This window comes from Colwellia sp. MB3u-41 (assembly GCF_014076845.1).
Classification (GTDB): Bacteria; Pseudomonadota; Gammaproteobacteria; order Enterobacterales; family Alteromonadaceae; genus Colwellia_A.
The window spans coordinates 480,636-497,055 of record NZ_JACGUT010000082.1 but is presented as its reverse complement, the minus strand read 5'-3'; the positions used below and the strand labels follow the sequence as shown (position 1 = coordinate 497,055).

Here is a 16,420-nt window from a genome sequence, read left to right as displayed (position 1 = left end):
GGTTTTATTGGCCCTTTTATTAAGCCGCTGAGTTTACGTTAAATTTGATGTTTTTGCCTTTTTCGTTGGCGGATTATTACAAAGCTACCTATCGCCATAAATTGCAAAACTATTTTTTGGGGTACTCGTTATCATCGGTGTGTTGTTAATTTAGATCAAATAAACAACAACTTGGTTTCATACTCAAAAAACTGGGTTATATCCCGGTTTAAATCAGCAATGCCGATAACAATAAAGCCGCATCTTAAAAATCGACAATGAAAATATCAGCAAAAGTTGCCTGACCATTGTTGATGCCAAAAGCCATGCCCTTGGCCAAAAATACCCCGGCATATCTGCAAAGCCAGCTTGGTGAAGATATCAAACTCAGTGAGCTGATTGTTAAAATGGACACTAATCTCAATAAGCTCAATGATGCGTTTAAAAGCAGTTATGGTCTAACCGTGTTCGCCTGGCTGCTTAAAAAACGCATATCATTGGCTCAAACGTTATTAAAAACAACCACTTTAAGTATTTTTCAGGTGGGTGATTAAGTGGGTTATCCAGATTCTAATAATTTTTCAACTGCATTCAAACCTGAGTATAAATTGTCACCAGGGCATTACAGAAAATCGTTATCTTAGGAGCATTTGTGCACCCCGCAAAGGTATCAGGGATGAGGCAAAGGTTTATTAATTTTTAGGGTTGTATGATTATTATGTTAAAAGTAATGAATTACAAATATATGCATAGTAATAAATGAAAATTTTTTTTTCTTCTCGTTATCATGGGTGTCTTGTTAATTCTTTAATTCTTAGGGAACCAAAATAATGAGTCATTGCGACAATTCACACTGTCCGGGGCCACGGCAACCCAATTTCATAGAAGATCAGAGAGGCACTCGATGTCTCTACTGCGGGCACCGCCTAGTACGTGAACACCAGCCCGTTGACGAGGTCGCGAACGCGGTATTGGCACTGGAGTTGGCCACCACCACTGCCGCAAATGAATTGATCCATCGACGGCACATACGCGGCGGCATTCGAAGGCTGCTGCATGAGGGCATCGCCGACGCTCGTAAAGCACTGCTCTTTGGCCCTGAATCTCCGCTTGACGCTAACGCGCGCGATCTGGTGGTCGTGGCAAACGAACTATTGGATGGCGTTGCCACATCGCCAACTATTCAGGTTCTATCCGACCAATTTGTGGATCGAGAATTTAACCCGCGAGGGCCGGTGGTCGATGGTACTCGTCGGCGGTTCCTAAGACCCACGCCTCCTCTTGATCCAAACGCCACAGGCCGATCTCGGACCATCTCGCGTAGGCAGGTGGACGCCTATAAACTTATTCGGGACAAGGTCATTCGCAACGAGTTAAGTGGCAGCACCAAGTTCTACAGCTTTTACCATGCACAAACGCCGCGAATGAGGATTGCTCAGGATCTCTACAAGAAAGTCTACGAGAAGTATTACCGAAGACCCGTACCCGCAGATTTTCACTTCTTTCGCTACCCAGGACCTAACGACCGTACGTTTGCCGAATTCGACAACGTCACAGACTTCTTAGTGGCCAAGATTGAAGAGACTGGCATGATCGACGACAACGATGGTGGTACCAAACGCCATATCATTTCGGCCAATCTCTCGTTGTTTGGCAGCCTCGGACATGCCGGTGAGGAGACGTTCCATTATTTTCAAATTGGAGAGGGGCAAACGCCACTTGACCCGAGATGGTTCATTGAAAAGTTTTTCGGTGAGTTTGGTTTCGACACCGCACCCATCGCCCAACTGATGGCCGCAGCCGAGCTGACAGACACTGTCGAAGGCAGTCTCTTCCAGATCATGGTGCCAGCAGATCTTGTCGATGACGTCGCCTATATGGCTCACCCCCATGGCATTCCCTTCGACGATGAACTGCTCGATGACCTGCATTATGTTGGTGATATTCAATACCGCTGGCAAGATCTTGAGCCTGGGTCGGCGCTCGCTCGTGAGAAGATGAACGACGAGCTCACACGTAAGCTCAAACTGTTTCCTCAACGACCAGCTGTCGTGCCTGGCCCTCCGGTACCACTGCGCTCAGCCTTGAGAACCGCCCATGATCCAAAGCCACCAGTGACCGGTACCAAGGAGGAGCGTGACAAACTGGCCGACGACAATATGTCTCGAAGGTACCGTTTAGAACTCAATGAATTGACGCGACGCACGATCCTGAGAGCCCGCCAAGGACACTATCGTCCCTCGGTTTACTTACAGCGGTACGGCCAAGACTCAAGTCAGTTCCACCACCCACAGCAAGCGCATTTTGCCCAAAGGCAGCGGGAGGCCCCTGATCATATCGGGCACGGCAAAGAGAGTCCGCACGAGTTGATACGCATTCAAAACAGGCCACTATTCATGCAAGCGCGCTTGCTATTGTCCCAAGCGCACATGCTGGACCCTGCCAGTGGTATACGAATTTTCCGGCATACGACCGTCGCTCCGCCCGATCAGGCTCGCTACGAACGCACGCTCGACCAAATGGCCGACGTGTTGATTCACTCATCTCGACCGCGTTGGCGATGAGAAGCAAAAAGAATAAAAGGGGTCGCCCATTAGGGATCCCCAGTCAAGCATAATAAAAGGGGTCGGTGACAAAAGGGGTCGGTGACACTTGAGAATTATTCTCATTTGAATTTTTTAAAAATTAGCTATACTTGATGGCGTATTTAGTATCGAAAGGAGTCGATAATGCCTCGTAAGGCACGCCATTTTTTAGCAAACGTTCCTTGTCATATCATTAGTCGCGGCAATAATCATAATGTGCGTTTTTTTGCCGACGATGATTATTTATTTTATCTCGAATGCCTAAATGATGCCTGTCCAATCAATGGGGTCAGAGACGTTGATTTTCAACAATCAATGGGGTCAGAGACGTTGATTTTCTAATTTAGTCATCTACGCTTATGTTATTCCTTTATTTTAGGGCTTAGCTGAAGATGGCGAGATTACCTCGATTAAATTTGGCGGGTATTCCTCAGTATGTTGTTCAGCGTTGCAATAACCGTCAGGCCAGCTTTTTTGCTGAACAAGATTACACCGTTTATCTCGATAAACTCAAATATTACGCAAAAAAGTACCAAGTGAATGTTCACGCATTCGTATTGATGACCAACCACGTGCATTTACTCATGACACCTGAAACAGAAAAAGGCGTGAGTCAGCTCATGCAATCTCTGGGGCGGTATTATGTTAGGTACATCAACAAAACCTATCAACGTACAGGTACGTTATGGGAAGGTCGATATAAATCTACCTTAGTCGATAGTGATAACTACTTTTTGTTGGTAAGTCGTTACATCGAACTTAATCCGGTGAGAGCTCATATGGTGGTGCACCCTGCGGAATATCCTTGGTCAAGTTACCACGGCAATGCACTGGATAAAGATGTAGCACTACTGTCAGCCCATTACTGTTATCAATCACTTGGCACGAACAAAGAGGAACGCAAACAGGCTTATAAATACCTGTTTGAACACCACATACCTGAACTTACGTTACAGGAAATACGGGATGCGACAAATAAAGCGTGGGTATTGGGTGAAAATCGATTCAAACAACAAGTTGAGCAACAAACGGGAAGAAGAGCAGTGCCACTAGCCAGAGGTGGGGATAGAAAATCCAAGTGTTTTAGAGGCATAGTATAAATCAACGTCAACGTTGATTTCCTGTCTAAAAAATGCAGCATCAGTACATGCTTATGTACTGATGACAAGCCATGTTCACCTGCTCATGTCAACCAGTGAGTTAATGTCTATTACCAAAGTAATGCAATCGGCAGGTCGGCGTTATGCAAATTAATAAAGTTAACAACCCATGATAATGAGCAATTCCAAAAATAGTTTTTATTTATTATAATGGTTATCTTTCTGATTATTTTCTTGAGTTTTGTGTTTACTGAAAAGACTACACAATCGTACCCTAGGTTTTTTTATGAACGATAGTATTGTTACAAAAGCAAAGTTTTGGAAGTGTACACTCCAAGTTAATCCCGCCAGCTATATTAATTATTGTGGAGTTGAGTACAGCATTTCGTACACGTCTCATATGGCGGTACTTTATGAATACATTTAAGTATGTTGCTACCAATATTATAGATGAATTACATGCTATTCGAGATGAATTTAGACAGTCAAAGATTTTAATGAGCGTAATTTTTATTTCCATTATTAGCTTAATATTTTATCTAGACCCTATTCCTAATAGAGTTATTAATTTTAGTAGTGATACTAATCAGTCGCAATGGTATTCATTTGCTAAAGATACTAGGTTAAAACTACAAAATTCAGGAATTAATATGACCATTTTTAATACAGGCGGTGCTGTCGAAAATGCGACTCTAATTAACAATCCAACATCTAAAATTAACGCTGGTTTAACTTATGGTGCAGCTTTGGACGAGAGTCAGATTGATGGGATTTATTCACTAGGCAGCATTGCGTATGAAACTTTATTTGTTTTTTATAATAAAAATAAAATTCCGGTTTTAAAAAACTTGAAAGATTTGGCTAATTATAAGGTTGCTCTAGGACCAGCCAATAGTGGTTCTTTTGTTATCGCTAAAGATTTATTCATGGCTTTAGATGTCAATGTGAATGAGAATCAGAACTTCAGTTTGGGAGAGTTTTTAAAGATAAGGAAACGTTTATTGAAGGGAAATGTAGATGCTGTGATTATTGTGACCAATATTAATGATCCTTTAATTCGCCCCTTGTTTGACGATCCCAATATGGCTCTATATAGTTTCACAAATGCATTAGCTTATAAAAAGCATTTTAGTTATTTTGAAGCTATGACTTTACCGGCTGGTTCGATTGATTTACTAAAGCATATTCCCACAAAGGATGTTTCATTGATATCTACATCAACTAGTTTGATAGTTAGCAGAGATATGCATCCAGATCTTCAGTTAGCCTTGCTGATGGAGATAAAAAATTTGATTCACAGCAGTCCACTTACATCTTTTGCTAAACGCAATGAATTTCCAAAATATATTGATACTTTAATACCGATAAGTCCCATTGCGCAGAAATTTTATAATTATGGCCCTACAAAGGCTGCACGTTTTTTCCCTTTTTTGATCGCTGGTTTTATTGATAGAATTTGGCTCTTTGCTTTGGGTTTGATTTCAATTTATTACCCCTTATCAAAACTGAATATTAACGTCAGAACAAGACGTTTTGATATTAAACTACAATCGTATTATAAAGAACTTCTAGAAATAGAAAATAGTTTGTACGGAAACAATATAAGTGAAAATCAAAAATTAGAATTTCTCAAGCATTTGGTTCGTATGAATTCGGATGCTCATGAGTGTTGTGTACCAAGAGGAAGTGAAGGCAATTATTTCGACTTACTCAACGGCATTATAAGCCTTAAAAACCAAATTGAGTTGATTGTTACTTGAAAAGAAATAAAGGGATCGGTAACACTTGATAACTATTCTCATTTGAATTTTTTAAAAATTAGCTATACTTGATGGCGTATTTAGGGACGAAAGGAGTCGATAATGCCCCGTAAGCCACGCCATTTTTTAGCAAACGTTGCTTGCCATATCATTAGTCGCGGCAATAATCATAATGTGTGTTTTTTTGCCGACGATGATTATTTATTTTATCTCGAATGCCTAAGTGATGCCTGTGTAAAGTATGCAGTTTCAGTACATGCTTATGTGCTGATGACAAACCATGTTCACCTACTCATGACACCCAGTGAACTAATGTCTATGCCCAAAGTAATGCAATCGGTAGGTCGGCGTTATGTACAATATATCAACAAAACGTATTGGCGAACGGGCACATTATGGGAACGTAGATAAAAACCGCAACGTCAATGAGTTATGCACGATATTTATCGTCGTTTGGGTAATGACGATAGCGCGCGTTATTATGCCTCGGTCTCGAAAAAGCCAAGTAAGTTTGATTGATACACCTTATTATCATTGTGTGACGGTCGTTTAATTTTGGCCGGTGCCTTTGCCACCGAAATTTGTGCTTACGCAGTGATGAGTAACTATGTGTATGTGGTAATACATGGGGGTGTAGGCATGGCTTGAGATCTTAAACGGTAAATAGTATATGTCCCTTACTCCGAAAAGTTTAAATAATTTAGAATAAATACTCCGTGTCATTAATTGATTTTTCCAACTAAAACGAGTTTTTTCATACCTATCAGAGACTTGAATGTTGATACTTTATCTTGCAGGTTTAAAATCCGTTATATAAAAACCTTGAGTTTAAGTCTGAAGATGATAATAAATCAAATTAAAACAATGAGTTAAAGTAAGAAGGTTACCAGAAGGTAGCGAATGAGTTTTTTCTTTAGAGTGTTTGACATCAGGTTGATGCCGTAAACACACGAAGGATTTATTAATGACTCCAGCTAACAATTCAAGAGAGGCTAACAGCCATAATCTGGACTTATGTTCAGTGATTGAGAAATTCTCTATTTCCCTTTCCAACGAAAAAATAGGTGCCTTTATTGAGATGATAAATGTTATTGCGGAAGGTATTTTTGTAGTCAATGCTGATGGTGTCATCGAATTCATTAACCCAATGGCTGCGAAATTTTTGGGCAATTCTCAAGACGCTTTAGTGGGGCAGCGTTGGTTTCACTTTCTACATGATCGCCATCGCGAACAATATGAGTATATCTTCCTAAATTGGAAAAAAAACAAAAAGCAACCATTAAGTCATGGTCCCAAAGAGGTATTATTAACCCGTGCGGATAGCACTTGGTTGGAGGCTGACTTATCGATTTCTCGCTTGCCAGAATCACTAACACAAGGTAGCCCGATGTTTGTTGGCGTGTTACATAATTTAACAGAACATAAGGCTGAATATAGCGAACTTCGCAAACAAGCCAGTATCGACCATTTAACGGGTTTGGCGAATCGGTATCATCTTGAAAAAACGCTGAATAAAAGTTGGACTGATAGCATTGTGAATGGACAACCCATTAGTTTAATCCTTATAGACGTGGATTATTTCAAGCACTTTAACGATCGATTTGGCCATGTTTATGGCGATAAATGTTTGCAAAAAATAGCGAAGGTTATCGATACTTGTTTACCTTCGAATGATAGCTTAGCGGCACGCTATGGTGGCGAAGAATTTGCCGTCATTCTACCCCGCAACCATACAGCAGATGCAGAGTTAATTGCCAAACAAATTCAGCAACAGATAAACATCATTAATTTTAGCGATCTGGGTCTGCCTTCAACTCTACGAGTGAGTGTTAGCCAAGGTATATCATGCGAACATAGTGGTCAATACCGTACCCCAGAAGCCCTTATTTGTTCAGCAGATACCGCTTTGTACCGCGCTAAAGCAGAAGGAAGAGACAGAATTAACCTCAGTTTGTAGCAGTTGAGGTTCTTTGACCAATTAGTCGCTATGGTCGTAATATTTTGAAGGAAAATGATTTATTTATTAATAACGCAGGAAGTAAAAAAATTATAGGGTTACATCTTCAAGAGAAATAGCAAAAAAAGTATTGGTACAAGATGCCCGATACCATATTTTGATCATTCGAGGAGACAAAAGTGTTCATGCTATTGGGTTGTATCGAAAATACAGTATGGTTGGGGAACGCAAAGCTATTAGTCTTTTTGACTCTAATCAAAGGAAGTTGACTGCTGCGGGTCTAAATGACGTGAGTGGCTTTAGTCTTTATAAAGTCACTCACAAACCTCAGGTATTATGTTGAAATTTTATTTTAAAGATAAGTATTTATCAGGATCAGTTAACAATTCAATTAACACCTCAACATTATTATCAAGTTGTTGTTTTACACGGCCAGGAAATATTTCGTTTAGTTTATCTAAACGGTCAAATTGCGTGTGCCAAATATTTCCCCAGTTTTTTTCGGTCTTTTTATCACAAGCGGTAACGTTCTTTTGATCATAGCAAGTCCACAGCTTTTCTTTGGTCGATTGAGAATAACCATCAAAGCCATCCTTACCGTTAATCGAAAAGTTTGTTGACTCAACATAAGCAATGGGCACGCCAGCACAGGCAAAGCTCGCATGATCAGACCAAGAACCTGTTACACCTTCAGGGTAGCCCGCATAATCAGGATGAATAACATACTTATTGTCTTCACCTAAAACGTTAATTGATGCACTGAGTAAAGCATTGCGCATTGATGTGTCGCTGTTGTACTCATCACTTTTACAACGCTTATAAGGGGTTGAATGTGCGCTGTGTACATAAACTTTATCGCCACCGGCAATGGTGTCAAAGTTTATCATGGCAGCAATATTACCAATTTCGTTACGTGCTGATAAATCGCTAACGTAGTGATTAGAGCCTTTTAAACCTATTTCTTCTGCGCCAAACGCGACGAAACGAATATTATAATTTTTAGGAAGCTGAGTGGTGAGTGCTTCGGCTATTGCCAGCATTGCTGCTACCCCAGCACCGTTATCGGTTGCTCCCATTGAACCTGTTTTCATCGCGGTCGAATCATAATGAGCACCCAAAATTATAGTAGGTTTAGTAGAATCACCCCATTGGGCAATAATGTTGTTTGACTCACCTTCCATTTCTCCACTTTGAAATGAAAATTTTTGTTCAGTAACTTGGTAACCAAATTTTTCAAACATGGTTTTAATATAACTTGCTGTTTGCTGTTCTTTTTCAGTTCCAGCTTCGCGAGCGCCAATACCTTCGGTAGGTGAAGCGAGTTGTTTAAGATAGGTATAGGCTCGTTTTTCATTAATATCTGTATTGGTTTGATTTGCTGCTAAAGAACAAGGAGTGACGAGTAATAGCGAACTGGTCAGGAAACAAGGTAACGCCAAAGGGTGGAAATATTTCATGTTTATCCTTAAGGGGAGGACGAAAAAGGGCTGATTATTTTATGGTGATAGAATAATAGAGTTACTTATTATTAACAATAACAGAGAATGAAAAAAATTAATCACCATAAAGAACGTCAATTAATATTAGGCGCCAATAATAACCTTTATATATAAGAGTCAATAATACGGGTAATACTTCCATTCACTTTTAAAGTTTGAATCGCATGATTGATTTGAGGTAGTAGGTACTCTAGTTCTTTTCGAAGTCTTACTCTTAAAAAACCATCAGAATGTATTGGGCCTAAAATAATAGGTACCGATAACGCTTTTGCCCAATACTGTGCAGGCTTGTCGCCACTAATGGCAAAGGTAATTCGTTTTCTAAAAAGTGCTTTCACCAATTCTTTTTCTGAAGGGTAATCTAGCCGATTAAATAAATGATCGTTGTGATAGTAATAACCTCTAACAGTACCTAAACTTTGACCTTTTAATTGTTCATCTTTTCCTAGATCTTTGGGGATAGGAGTACCTGCCAAATAAATAATATGCTCTTTGATTGGAATAACCGTATCACTAAAAACATAGCGGCTAGACTTTTTCTCTTCAGATAACCAATCAGGATTAATTAAATCAAAATCAACCACCGCATTTTCAAGCGATAAATTAGTGCGCATTGGCGGTAAAATAACTTCTTGGCCGTTGATATTGGCATTGACGAGTATAACGTCAACCACATCAGTTACGATGCCACGTTTTTCGCCCGTGTTAATATAATAAGGGTACCAAGCACTGGAACCCGAAGGGTCAAACTTTAACGTTGGGATAGGCGAATTACAAGCAACATCAGCTTGTTGGCATGCTACGCTCTTCAAAGGAAGTAACGATAACGCTAAGATTAAAAATTGACACAATGAATTATTAAACATGCTGTCCCTAATTAATGATCTTTTAAAAATAGTAGCATTTGAATAAAAATATGTCTTTATTTTAAATAAATTTATGCTAAAAAAAACAGCGTAAACCGGAAGGTGTACGCTGTTGTGCTACTGTTTTTTCTAAAAATGGTGCACTAAAGTTTAATCGCGGTTAAATAGATTGATGCCGCTTGTCTCTTGTTAACACCACCTATTTTTAGGGTGTTGTTGGTATATTTATCTTTTCTTTTCTCGGTTTTGTTAACACCACAACATTACCAGCAACAATAATTAATAAGCCAATTACGGTATAAACATTCCAGCTAAAGCCTTCAAAAATTGTTGATATGACGACAGCGACAGCAGGAAACATCACACTGGCGTATGAAGCTTTATGAGCACCGATGTTATTTAGTAGTGTTAAGTAACTTGCAAAGGCGATAATCGAACCGAAAATAGATAAGTAAATGAGTGAGCTGATATAAGGTAAAGTATATGAAAATGTAAACGATTTACCTTGTGCTAATAACAGTATTGTCATAAAAATCGAGCCATACAACATACCCCAAGCATTGGCTTGCATCATCGGTAAGTTCATGAGTTTATTTTTCATTGAAACCATATTGCCGGTTGAAGCAAATAAAGTACCGACAAAGCAAAGTGATAAACCAAGTAACGTTTCTGTGCCTAATTCTGTATCGTTAATTTGTGGCCAAAATAAAACAACAATACCCATTAAACCCAGAAAAGCACCGAGGTAAGTCTGCTGAGTAATTTTAGTTTTGAACCAAATTCGTGCGTTTATGATATTAAAAAACATGATCATTGAAAAAGCGATTGAGGTAAGGGCAGAGTTTATATGTTGCTGTGCGGAATATAAAAAATAGTAATTACAGCCAAATAGCATTAAGCCAAAAAATAAAAACTGTAAGTGCTGCTTTCTATTAAAGGCAAGTGAGAGCTTTTTAAAACGGCAATAGGCAAACAAAAGTATTGCCGCTAAACCAAAACGATAAACAATTGAAGCTTCAGGTGGAACGTCACCCAATTGGTAATTAATGGCGATCCAAGTTGTTCCCCAGATAAGCACGGTGATCACATATAATAGTGTGTTGTTCATTATTCTTTCCTGAAAATTTAGACGATCATTTTTTTACACGGCATTTAACTTAATAACGTTAACATCATTTTTGTTGACGTTTTATTACTTCGTTATTTTACTCAGTTTAGACACATTTATATATTGTGTATTCAATAACAACAGGGCTTTATATTCGATAATTATTTAATCAAATGTTTGTCTAGCTACTAATGATTTCTTACAATGTAAAGTAAAGTCATGGTGTTCTTTTTCACACTGTTTGAATGCTTAACTGAATGACTCTACTGTAGATAGTTTATAGTATACACTGTTGTGTAACAGATACAGAAAATGTAAAATGCAACCTGTACAGTTTGCAATGGTTAGATAAAATGCGTCTTTTAGACAAATCTTCCTCAGAGTTCCTCTATCAGCAAGTTATCGACTTTGTTGAGTTCCAAGAAAAAAGTGGTGCCATAAGAGCTGGAGATAAACTGCCTAGTTTACGAAAGCTCAGTAGACAGTTTGAGATTAGTATTCCAACCGTGAAGCAAGCCTATATTGAATTAGAACGCCAAGGTACTATTTCTGCAAGGCCACAGTCTGGTTATTATTTAAAAGCAAAAAAAGCACGTACTTTAAAGCCGATGCGCGCTATATGGGCAAGTTGCGAGCCTGTTGAAATTTCTTGTCGAAGTTTAATCGAGCAAGTGTACGATGCTGTTCATCTACCGGACTCGGTTGCGTTGGGAATTTCTAATCCGGTTAATGCGCACCCACCAGATAAAGCGTTAGCACGCTTAATGCGAACGGTGTTAAGTAAACATGCTGAGAAAGCGGTGAGCTATGGCCCTGTAAATGGCGATCCAAAATTACGTTTAAACCTTGCTTTTCGTTATCAGGAACAGGGTGTTGCCATTAATCATGACGACATAATTATTACCAGTGGTGCTCAAGAGGCGTTGTCAATTGCCTTACAATGCGTCGCGGAACGCGGTGATATTATCGCGGTAGAATCGCCTTGTTTCTTTGGGTTAATTGAATTAATTGAAAGCCTTGGCATGAAAGCCTTAGAAGTTTACACCTGTACTGAAGAGGGCGTTTGTGTTGACGAACTCGCTAAGGTTATTAAGCAGCATCCCGTTAAAGCGTGTTTGTTTTCTACTGCTATCTCTAACCCTCTTGGCTCTATGATGACCGACCAACAGCGCCAGAACATGGTCAGCTTGTTAGAAGCGCATGATATTCCTCTTATTGAAGATGAAGTTTATAGCGATTTATATTTCAGTGAAAATCGTCCTGTGCCAGCCCAGCTTTATTCGGAAAAAGGCTTAGTACTTACTTGTTCGTCTTTTTCAAAAACAGCGGCGCCTGGTTATCGTGTTGGCTGGCTATTACCGGGGAAATTTGAAGAAGCAGCAAAGCGTATTAAGCGCGCTCAGTCTTGTTCAACCCCAATGTTACAACAATGGACACTAACAGATTATTTGATGAGCGGGGAGTACGATCGCCACTTACAAGTGTTAAGAAAAACCTTACGCTATAACTGTGAACGGATGCGCGCTTTAATCGCCAACCATTTTCCAAATGAAGTATGCATTTCACAACCTCAAGGAGGCAGTGTCTTATGGATCCGTTGTCGTTCTCATGTAGATACTAGTCAATTTTTTAGCCAAGCGATTGCGAAAGGCGTTAGCTTTGCTCCCGGTGAAATATTTTCACCGACCGGGCAATACAAAAACTTTATGCGCATCAGCTATGGTGTAAAATGGTGTGAAAAAATAGATAAAGCTATTGCCGACCTTGGTAAACTTGTTCACGATTATCCGGAAAAATCATGAGTAACTTAAAAATTAGCGAACAAGCAGAGCTGTCCTTAAAGCTACTCTTGCCATTATTAGCAGCAATTATTGCTATTTCTCCTCTGGCAATTGATATGTATTTACCAGCAATGCCTATATTGGCTGAGCAACTGTCTACAGATATGCCAACGGTGCAGAATAGCCTAAGTATTTATTTGTTAGGTTATGCCCTAGGTTTATTGTTTTTTGGCCCTCAAGCGGATAAGCGCAGCAGAAGAAAACTCGTTATGCTTGGTATATCCGGCTTTATTGTCATGAGCATTGCCATCGCTTTTGTGACCAGTATTGAGCAGTTTTTGTCATTCAGGTTTTTGCAGGCATTTATTAGTAGTGCTGCAACGGTCGTTGTGCCCGGTACGATAAAAGAGCGTTATGGCAAAGATACAGCGAAAGGGTTTTCTTACGTATCAATGATCATGATGATTGCACCTATGATAGCGCCCAGTATTGGCTCGGTGTTGTTACTACACAGTTGGGAACTTATATTTTTAAGTTTGGCTGCTTATAGCTTTATTATTTTACTGTTGGTCTATCGCTTTTTACCGGAAGTTAAACGAGAACAGAATTTAGCGGCAGTTAGTTTTATTCAACGCTATAAAACTGTGCTGTCCAACAAAAAATCACAATTAAATATTGTGAGTTCAATGGTTATATCGCTGGCTTTTTTTGCTTATATCACCGCAATCCCTTTTGTTTATCTGACCGTCTTTAAGGTCTCTGAGTTTGAATTCAGTCTGCTTTTTGCGGTTAATGTGGTCGCGTTGATGATGGCACATTTTATTAATACGCGTTTAGTAAGCCGTAAAGGCTCAACAAAAATGCTGGCCTACGGTTTAATGGTTGCTCTATGCTTTTCGTCTTTATTAGTTGTGGTTAACTTTTTACAACTTTCGCTCGTTTATACAGCGATTGCTGTGTTGCCATTAATGGGGAGTTTATCGATGATAGCGGTAAATGCTGATGCACTTATTATGCAAGAATTTACCCGTGAGTCAGGTACAGCAAGCGCTGTAATTGGTACACTACGTTTTGGTATTGGCGCCTTGGCGGGACCCATATTAGCGTATTTTTACGATGGTAGTGCTTTACCGTTTGCATTATTAATGTGGTGTTCGATAATAGTCGTTTTATTATGTCAATTACCGAATATGACAAAAAGTATAGTAATTAAGGATTAACATGAAAAGAGTAGCGATTATTTTATCTGGCTGTGGCGTTTACGACGGCAGCGAAATTCATGAAAGTGTTTTGACATTTCTCGCTATTGAGCAGCAAGGCGCAACTTACCGGTGTTTTGCACCTAATATTAATCAGCATCACGTGATTAATCATTTAACGGGCGTTGTTAGTGAAGATGAAACACGTAATGTTTTAGTCGAGTCTGCACGTATTGCTCGTGGTGATATTGAAGATATTACCGAGCTCTATCAAGACGAATTTGATGCATTAATTTTTCCAGGTGGATTTGGTGCAGCAAAAAATTTATGTGACTTTGCCCTTGATGCAGAAAATTATCAAATCAATGCTGAAGTGCTTGCTGTGGCACAATGTTTTATTAAAGCAGATAAACCCCTCGGTTTTATGTGTATTGCACCCGCAATGATCCCCCTTATTTATGGTGAAGATACGCAAGGGACCATTGGTAAAGATCGTGATATTGCAGAATCATTAATGAATCGTGGTTTAGCGCACGTTGATTGCGAAGTGGGTGATATTATTGTTGATGGAAAACACAAACTTGTCTCAACACCGGCCTATATGCTGGCCACGTCGCTTGTTGAAGCGGCCAGTGGCATTAATAAACTGGTGAAAAAAGTGATTGCCTTGAGCTAAGGTTGTTCAGCGTTTACTGCTTGCTCTTTAGCGTGTAATTCAGCTTGCTGTAAACGCCACTTTTCGTGTTCGCTATAATAATGGTCCCATACACAAGGGCAACAAGCGCCACCACCGCAACAATCATCATCGGCAGGGACTGAAGGTTTTTTAAGTAATTCACTCATAAGAAATGTCGCTTACAAAATCGATTAATATTAATTCGACTCGCTTTTTTGAACCTGTTTTTCTTTTAAGGCAACTTGTTGCAGGCGCCATGCTTTGCGTTTCGCATAAAAATTATCCCAAACACATGGTGTACAAGCGCTGTCGCAACATTCACCATCGGCAGGTGGTAAAGGTTTTTCAAGTAATTCAGTCATATTTTAAAATTCAGTGAGTAAGATATAGGTTGTTCATTGTCAGCCATGATACCACGACATCGCTTATTTGGATGTCGGGACTTCACTTTTGTTATCAGGTTAAGATCTGAACGCTCATCCCTGACATAAAAAAGCCCTGCGATGCAGGGCTTATTATTAAATCTACTGAAAGTTATTCAGATTCAGCTAATTTTTTCTCTAAATAATGGATGTTTGCACCGCCATTAACAAAACCTTTATCATTTAAAATATCTTGATGTAAGGCAATGTTGGTTTTAATACCGTCAATCACTAATTCGGCTAAGGCATTACGCATACGTGCGATTGCCACATCTCTGTTATCACCCCAAGTAATCAATTTCCCAATCATAGAGTCATAATTTGGTGGAACTGAGTACTCAGCGTAAATATGAGAATCCCAACGTACACCTAAACCCCCAGGAGGATGGAAACGAGTGATTTTTCCCGGTGAAGGAACAAAAGTACGTGGGTCTTCAGCATTAATACGACATTCTATTGAATGACCAGCGATTTTAATATCATCTTGGGTATAAGATAACGGTTGACCAGCAGCAACACGTAATTGCTCTTTAATCAAATCTACACCGGTGATCATTTCAGTGACTGGATGCTCAACTTGAATACGGGTATTCATTTCAATGAAGTAGAATTCACCGTTTTCGTATAAAAATTCAAAAGTACCAGCGCCACGATAATTAATATCAAGACAAGCTTTACAACAACGCTCACCAATTTTAGCGCGCATTTCAGGAGTAATTCCCGGTGCTGGAGCTTCTTCAACAACTTTCTGATGACGACGTTGCATTGAACAATCGCGCTCGCCTAAGTGAATTGCGCCACCTTGACCATCAGCCATTATTTGAATTTCAACATGACGAGGGTTTTCAAGGAATTTTTCCATATAAACCATGTCATTTTTGAAAATAGTACCTGCTTCTCTTTTCGTTAAAGCAATCGATTCTACTAAGTCTTCTTCGCTGCGCACAACACGCATACCACGACCGCCACCGCCACCCGCAGCTTTAACGATAATCGGGTAACCGATACGTTTAGCATGGGCTTTATTTGCGGCTTCATTGTCATTAAGTGGGCCATCTGAACCCGGAACACAAGGAACACCGGCTATCTTCATCGCTTTAATTGCCGCAACTTTATCACCCATAATACGGATGCTCTCTGCTTTTGGACCGATAAAGGCAAAGCCTGATTTTTCAACCTGTTCAGCGAAATCAGCATTTTCTGCTAAAAAACCATAACCAGGGTGAATAGCTACCGCATTTGTTACTTCCGCTGCCGTTATGATGGCAGGAATATTAAGGTAACTGTCAGGTGCTGGTGCTTTACCAATGCAGATAGTTTCATCAGCTAATAAAACGTGTTTTAAGTTTCTGTCAGCCGTAGAGTGTACTGCAACAGTTTTAATACCTAATTCTTTACATGCACGTAATATTCTTAGTGCAATTTCGCCTCGATTGGCGATAACAACTTTATCTAACATGGAATGACCCTTTTGTTTTGATATGTATA

General features: G+C 39.6%; 16 protein-coding genes and 1 pseudogene. 11 read left to right on the top strand and 6 right to left on the bottom strand.

The genetic code is table 11. The features are described from left to right. Positions 1-287 precede the first annotated feature (287 nt). The 8 genes and pseudogenes from H4J73_RS16050 (at position 288) to H4J73_RS16015 (ending at position 7,381) form a co-directional block, all read left to right on the top strand. Positions 288-533 carry an AraC family transcriptional regulator gene (locus tag H4J73_RS16050; protein WP_182177366.1) on the top strand — a complete coding sequence of 82 codons (246 nt, stop codon included), beginning with the start codon at positions 288-290 and terminating at the stop codon, positions 531-533. A 417-nt stretch (positions 534-950) separates the two neighbouring features. After that, the gene (locus tag H4J73_RS16045; RefSeq protein ID WP_182177364.1) at positions 951-2,543 is read left to right on the top strand and encodes a hypothetical protein; all 1,593 of its coding nucleotides are present in this window, start codon (positions 951-953) and stop codon (positions 2,541-2,543) included. Positions 2,544-2,708: 165 nt separating this feature from the next. Continuing rightward, positions 2,709-2,906, top strand: a complete 198-nt coding sequence (locus H4J73_RS16040; protein ID WP_182223576.1) for a hypothetical protein — start codon at positions 2,709-2,711, stop codon at positions 2,904-2,906. A 50-nt stretch (positions 2,907-2,956) separates the two neighbouring features. Continuing rightward, positions 2,957-3,664 carry a transposase gene (locus H4J73_RS16035; RefSeq protein ID WP_182223575.1) on the top strand — a complete coding sequence of 236 codons (708 nt, stop codon included), beginning with the start codon at positions 2,957-2,959 and terminating at the stop codon, positions 3,662-3,664. A gap of 413 nt (positions 3,665-4,077) precedes the next feature. Then, a complete protein-coding gene (locus tag H4J73_RS16025; protein ID WP_182223574.1) occupies positions 4,078-5,424 on the top strand; it encodes a TAXI family TRAP transporter solute-binding subunit in 1,347 nt (448 codons plus the stop codon). Positions 5,425-5,526: 102 nt separating this feature from the next. After that, a complete protein-coding gene (locus H4J73_RS16020; protein WP_182177362.1) occupies positions 5,527-5,835 on the top strand; it encodes a transposase in 309 nt (102 codons plus the stop codon). Positions 5,836-5,905: 70 nt separating this feature from the next. After that, positions 5,906-6,048, top strand: a pseudogene (locus H4J73_RS20660) (transposase); the annotation flags it as partial. 340 nt (positions 6,049-6,388) lie between these two features. Then, complete coding sequence (locus H4J73_RS16015) at positions 6,389-7,381, top strand: GGDEF domain-containing protein (RefSeq protein ID WP_259367945.1); 993 nt, start codon at positions 6,389-6,391, stop codon at positions 7,379-7,381. 347 nt (positions 7,382-7,728) lie between these two features. On the opposite strand, the gene H4J73_RS16010 is transcribed toward H4J73_RS16015, so the two are convergent. The 3 genes from H4J73_RS16010 to H4J73_RS16000 all read right to left on the bottom strand — a co-directional run bounded on the left by H4J73_RS16010 (position 7,729) and on the right by H4J73_RS16000 (position 10,854). Next, complete coding sequence (locus tag H4J73_RS16010; RefSeq protein WP_182177360.1) at positions 7,729-8,838, bottom strand: M28 family metallopeptidase; 1,110 nt, start codon at positions 8,836-8,838, stop codon at positions 7,729-7,731. 146 nt (positions 8,839-8,984) lie between these two features. Then, on the bottom strand, positions 8,985-9,746 hold the full coding sequence (locus tag H4J73_RS16005; protein ID WP_182223573.1) for an ABC transporter substrate-binding protein: 762 nt from the start codon (positions 9,744-9,746) through the stop codon (positions 8,985-8,987). Between the two features lie 205 nt (positions 9,747-9,951). After that, positions 9,952-10,854: a DMT family transporter gene (locus H4J73_RS16000; protein WP_182177357.1), complete on the bottom strand. Its 903-nt coding sequence runs from the start codon at positions 10,852-10,854 to the stop codon at positions 9,952-9,954. A gap of 353 nt (positions 10,855-11,207) precedes the next feature. Here H4J73_RS16000 and H4J73_RS15995 point away from each other — a divergent pair, with 353 nt between their 5' ends. Genes H4J73_RS15995 through elbB form a run of 3 tightly spaced genes read left to right on the top strand, consistent with a single transcriptional unit; the run spans position 11,208 to position 14,510 of the window. Beyond that, a complete protein-coding gene (locus H4J73_RS15995) occupies positions 11,208-12,656 on the top strand; it encodes a PLP-dependent aminotransferase family protein (protein WP_182177355.1) in 1,449 nt (482 codons plus the stop codon). Beyond that, a complete protein-coding gene (locus H4J73_RS15990) occupies positions 12,653-13,855 on the top strand; it encodes a multidrug effflux MFS transporter (protein ID WP_182177353.1) in 1,203 nt (400 codons plus the stop codon). Before H4J73_RS15995 ends, H4J73_RS15990 begins: the two co-directional genes overlap by 4 nt. 1 nt (position 13,856) lies before the next feature. Then, positions 13,857-14,510 (top strand): isoprenoid biosynthesis glyoxalase ElbB, encoded by a 654-nt coding sequence (gene elbB, locus H4J73_RS15985; protein ID WP_182177351.1) that lies wholly within the window; start codon positions 13,857-13,859, stop codon positions 14,508-14,510. Here elbB and H4J73_RS15980 read toward each other — a convergent pair. The 3 genes from H4J73_RS15980 to accC all read right to left on the bottom strand — a co-directional run bounded on the left by H4J73_RS15980 (position 14,507) and on the right by accC (position 16,391). Beyond that, positions 14,507-14,677: an oxidoreductase-like domain-containing protein gene (locus tag H4J73_RS15980; protein ID WP_182177349.1), complete on the bottom strand. Its 171-nt coding sequence runs from the start codon at positions 14,675-14,677 to the stop codon at positions 14,507-14,509. The genes elbB and H4J73_RS15980 overlap by 4 nt on opposite strands. A gap of 30 nt (positions 14,678-14,707) precedes the next feature. Beyond that, entirely contained in the window at positions 14,708-14,872 is a 165-nt protein-coding gene (locus H4J73_RS15975; protein WP_182177347.1) for an oxidoreductase-like domain-containing protein, read from the bottom strand. 172 nt (positions 14,873-15,044) lie between these two features. Further along, on the bottom strand, positions 15,045-16,391 hold the full coding sequence (gene accC / locus H4J73_RS15970) for an acetyl-CoA carboxylase biotin carboxylase subunit (protein ID WP_182177345.1): 1,347 nt from the start codon (positions 16,389-16,391) through the stop codon (positions 15,045-15,047). Positions 16,392-16,420 lie beyond the last annotated feature (29 nt).

Bases quoted from the DNA above. Each gene is read 5' to 3' on its own strand.
- H4J73_RS16020 (WP_182177362.1), top strand. From the start codon at position 5,527: ATGCCCCGTAAGCCACGCCATTTTTTAGCAAACGTTGCTTGCCATATC.
- H4J73_RS16000 (WP_182177357.1), bottom strand. From the start codon at position 10,854: ATGAACAACACACTATTATATGTGATCACCGTGCTTATCTGGGGAACA.
- H4J73_RS16010 (WP_182177360.1), bottom strand. From the start codon at position 8,838: ATGAAATATTTCCACCCTTTGGCGTTACCTTGTTTCCTGACCAGTTCG.
- H4J73_RS16005 (WP_182223573.1), bottom strand. From the start codon at position 9,746: ATGTTTAATAATTCATTGTGTCAATTTTTAATCTTAGCGTTATCGTTA.
- H4J73_RS16025 (WP_182223574.1), top strand. From the start codon at position 4,078: ATGAATACATTTAAGTATGTTGCTACCAATATTATAGATGAATTACAT.
- H4J73_RS16040 (WP_182223576.1), top strand. From the start codon at position 2,709: ATGCCTCGTAAGGCACGCCATTTTTTAGCAAACGTTCCTTGTCATATC.
- H4J73_RS16035 (WP_182223575.1), top strand. From the start codon at position 2,957: ATGGCGAGATTACCTCGATTAAATTTGGCGGGTATTCCTCAGTATGTT.
- H4J73_RS15995 (WP_182177355.1), top strand. From the start codon at position 11,208: ATGCGTCTTTTAGACAAATCTTCCTCAGAGTTCCTCTATCAGCAAGTT.
- accC (WP_182177345.1), bottom strand. From the start codon at position 16,391: ATGTTAGATAAAGTTGTTATCGCCAATCGAGGCGAAATTGCACTAAGA.
- elbB (WP_182177351.1), top strand. From the start codon at position 13,857: ATGAAAAGAGTAGCGATTATTTTATCTGGCTGTGGCGTTTACGACGGC.
- H4J73_RS15990 (WP_182177353.1), top strand. From the start codon at position 12,653: ATGAGTAACTTAAAAATTAGCGAACAAGCAGAGCTGTCCTTAAAGCTA.
- H4J73_RS15975 (WP_182177347.1), bottom strand. From the start codon at position 14,872: ATGACTGAATTACTTGAAAAACCTTTACCACCTGCCGATGGTGAATGT.
- H4J73_RS16015 (WP_259367945.1), top strand. From the start codon at position 6,389: ATGACTCCAGCTAACAATTCAAGAGAGGCTAACAGCCATAATCTGGAC.
- H4J73_RS15980 (WP_182177349.1), bottom strand. From the start codon at position 14,677: ATGAGTGAATTACTTAAAAAACCTTCAGTCCCTGCCGATGATGATTGT.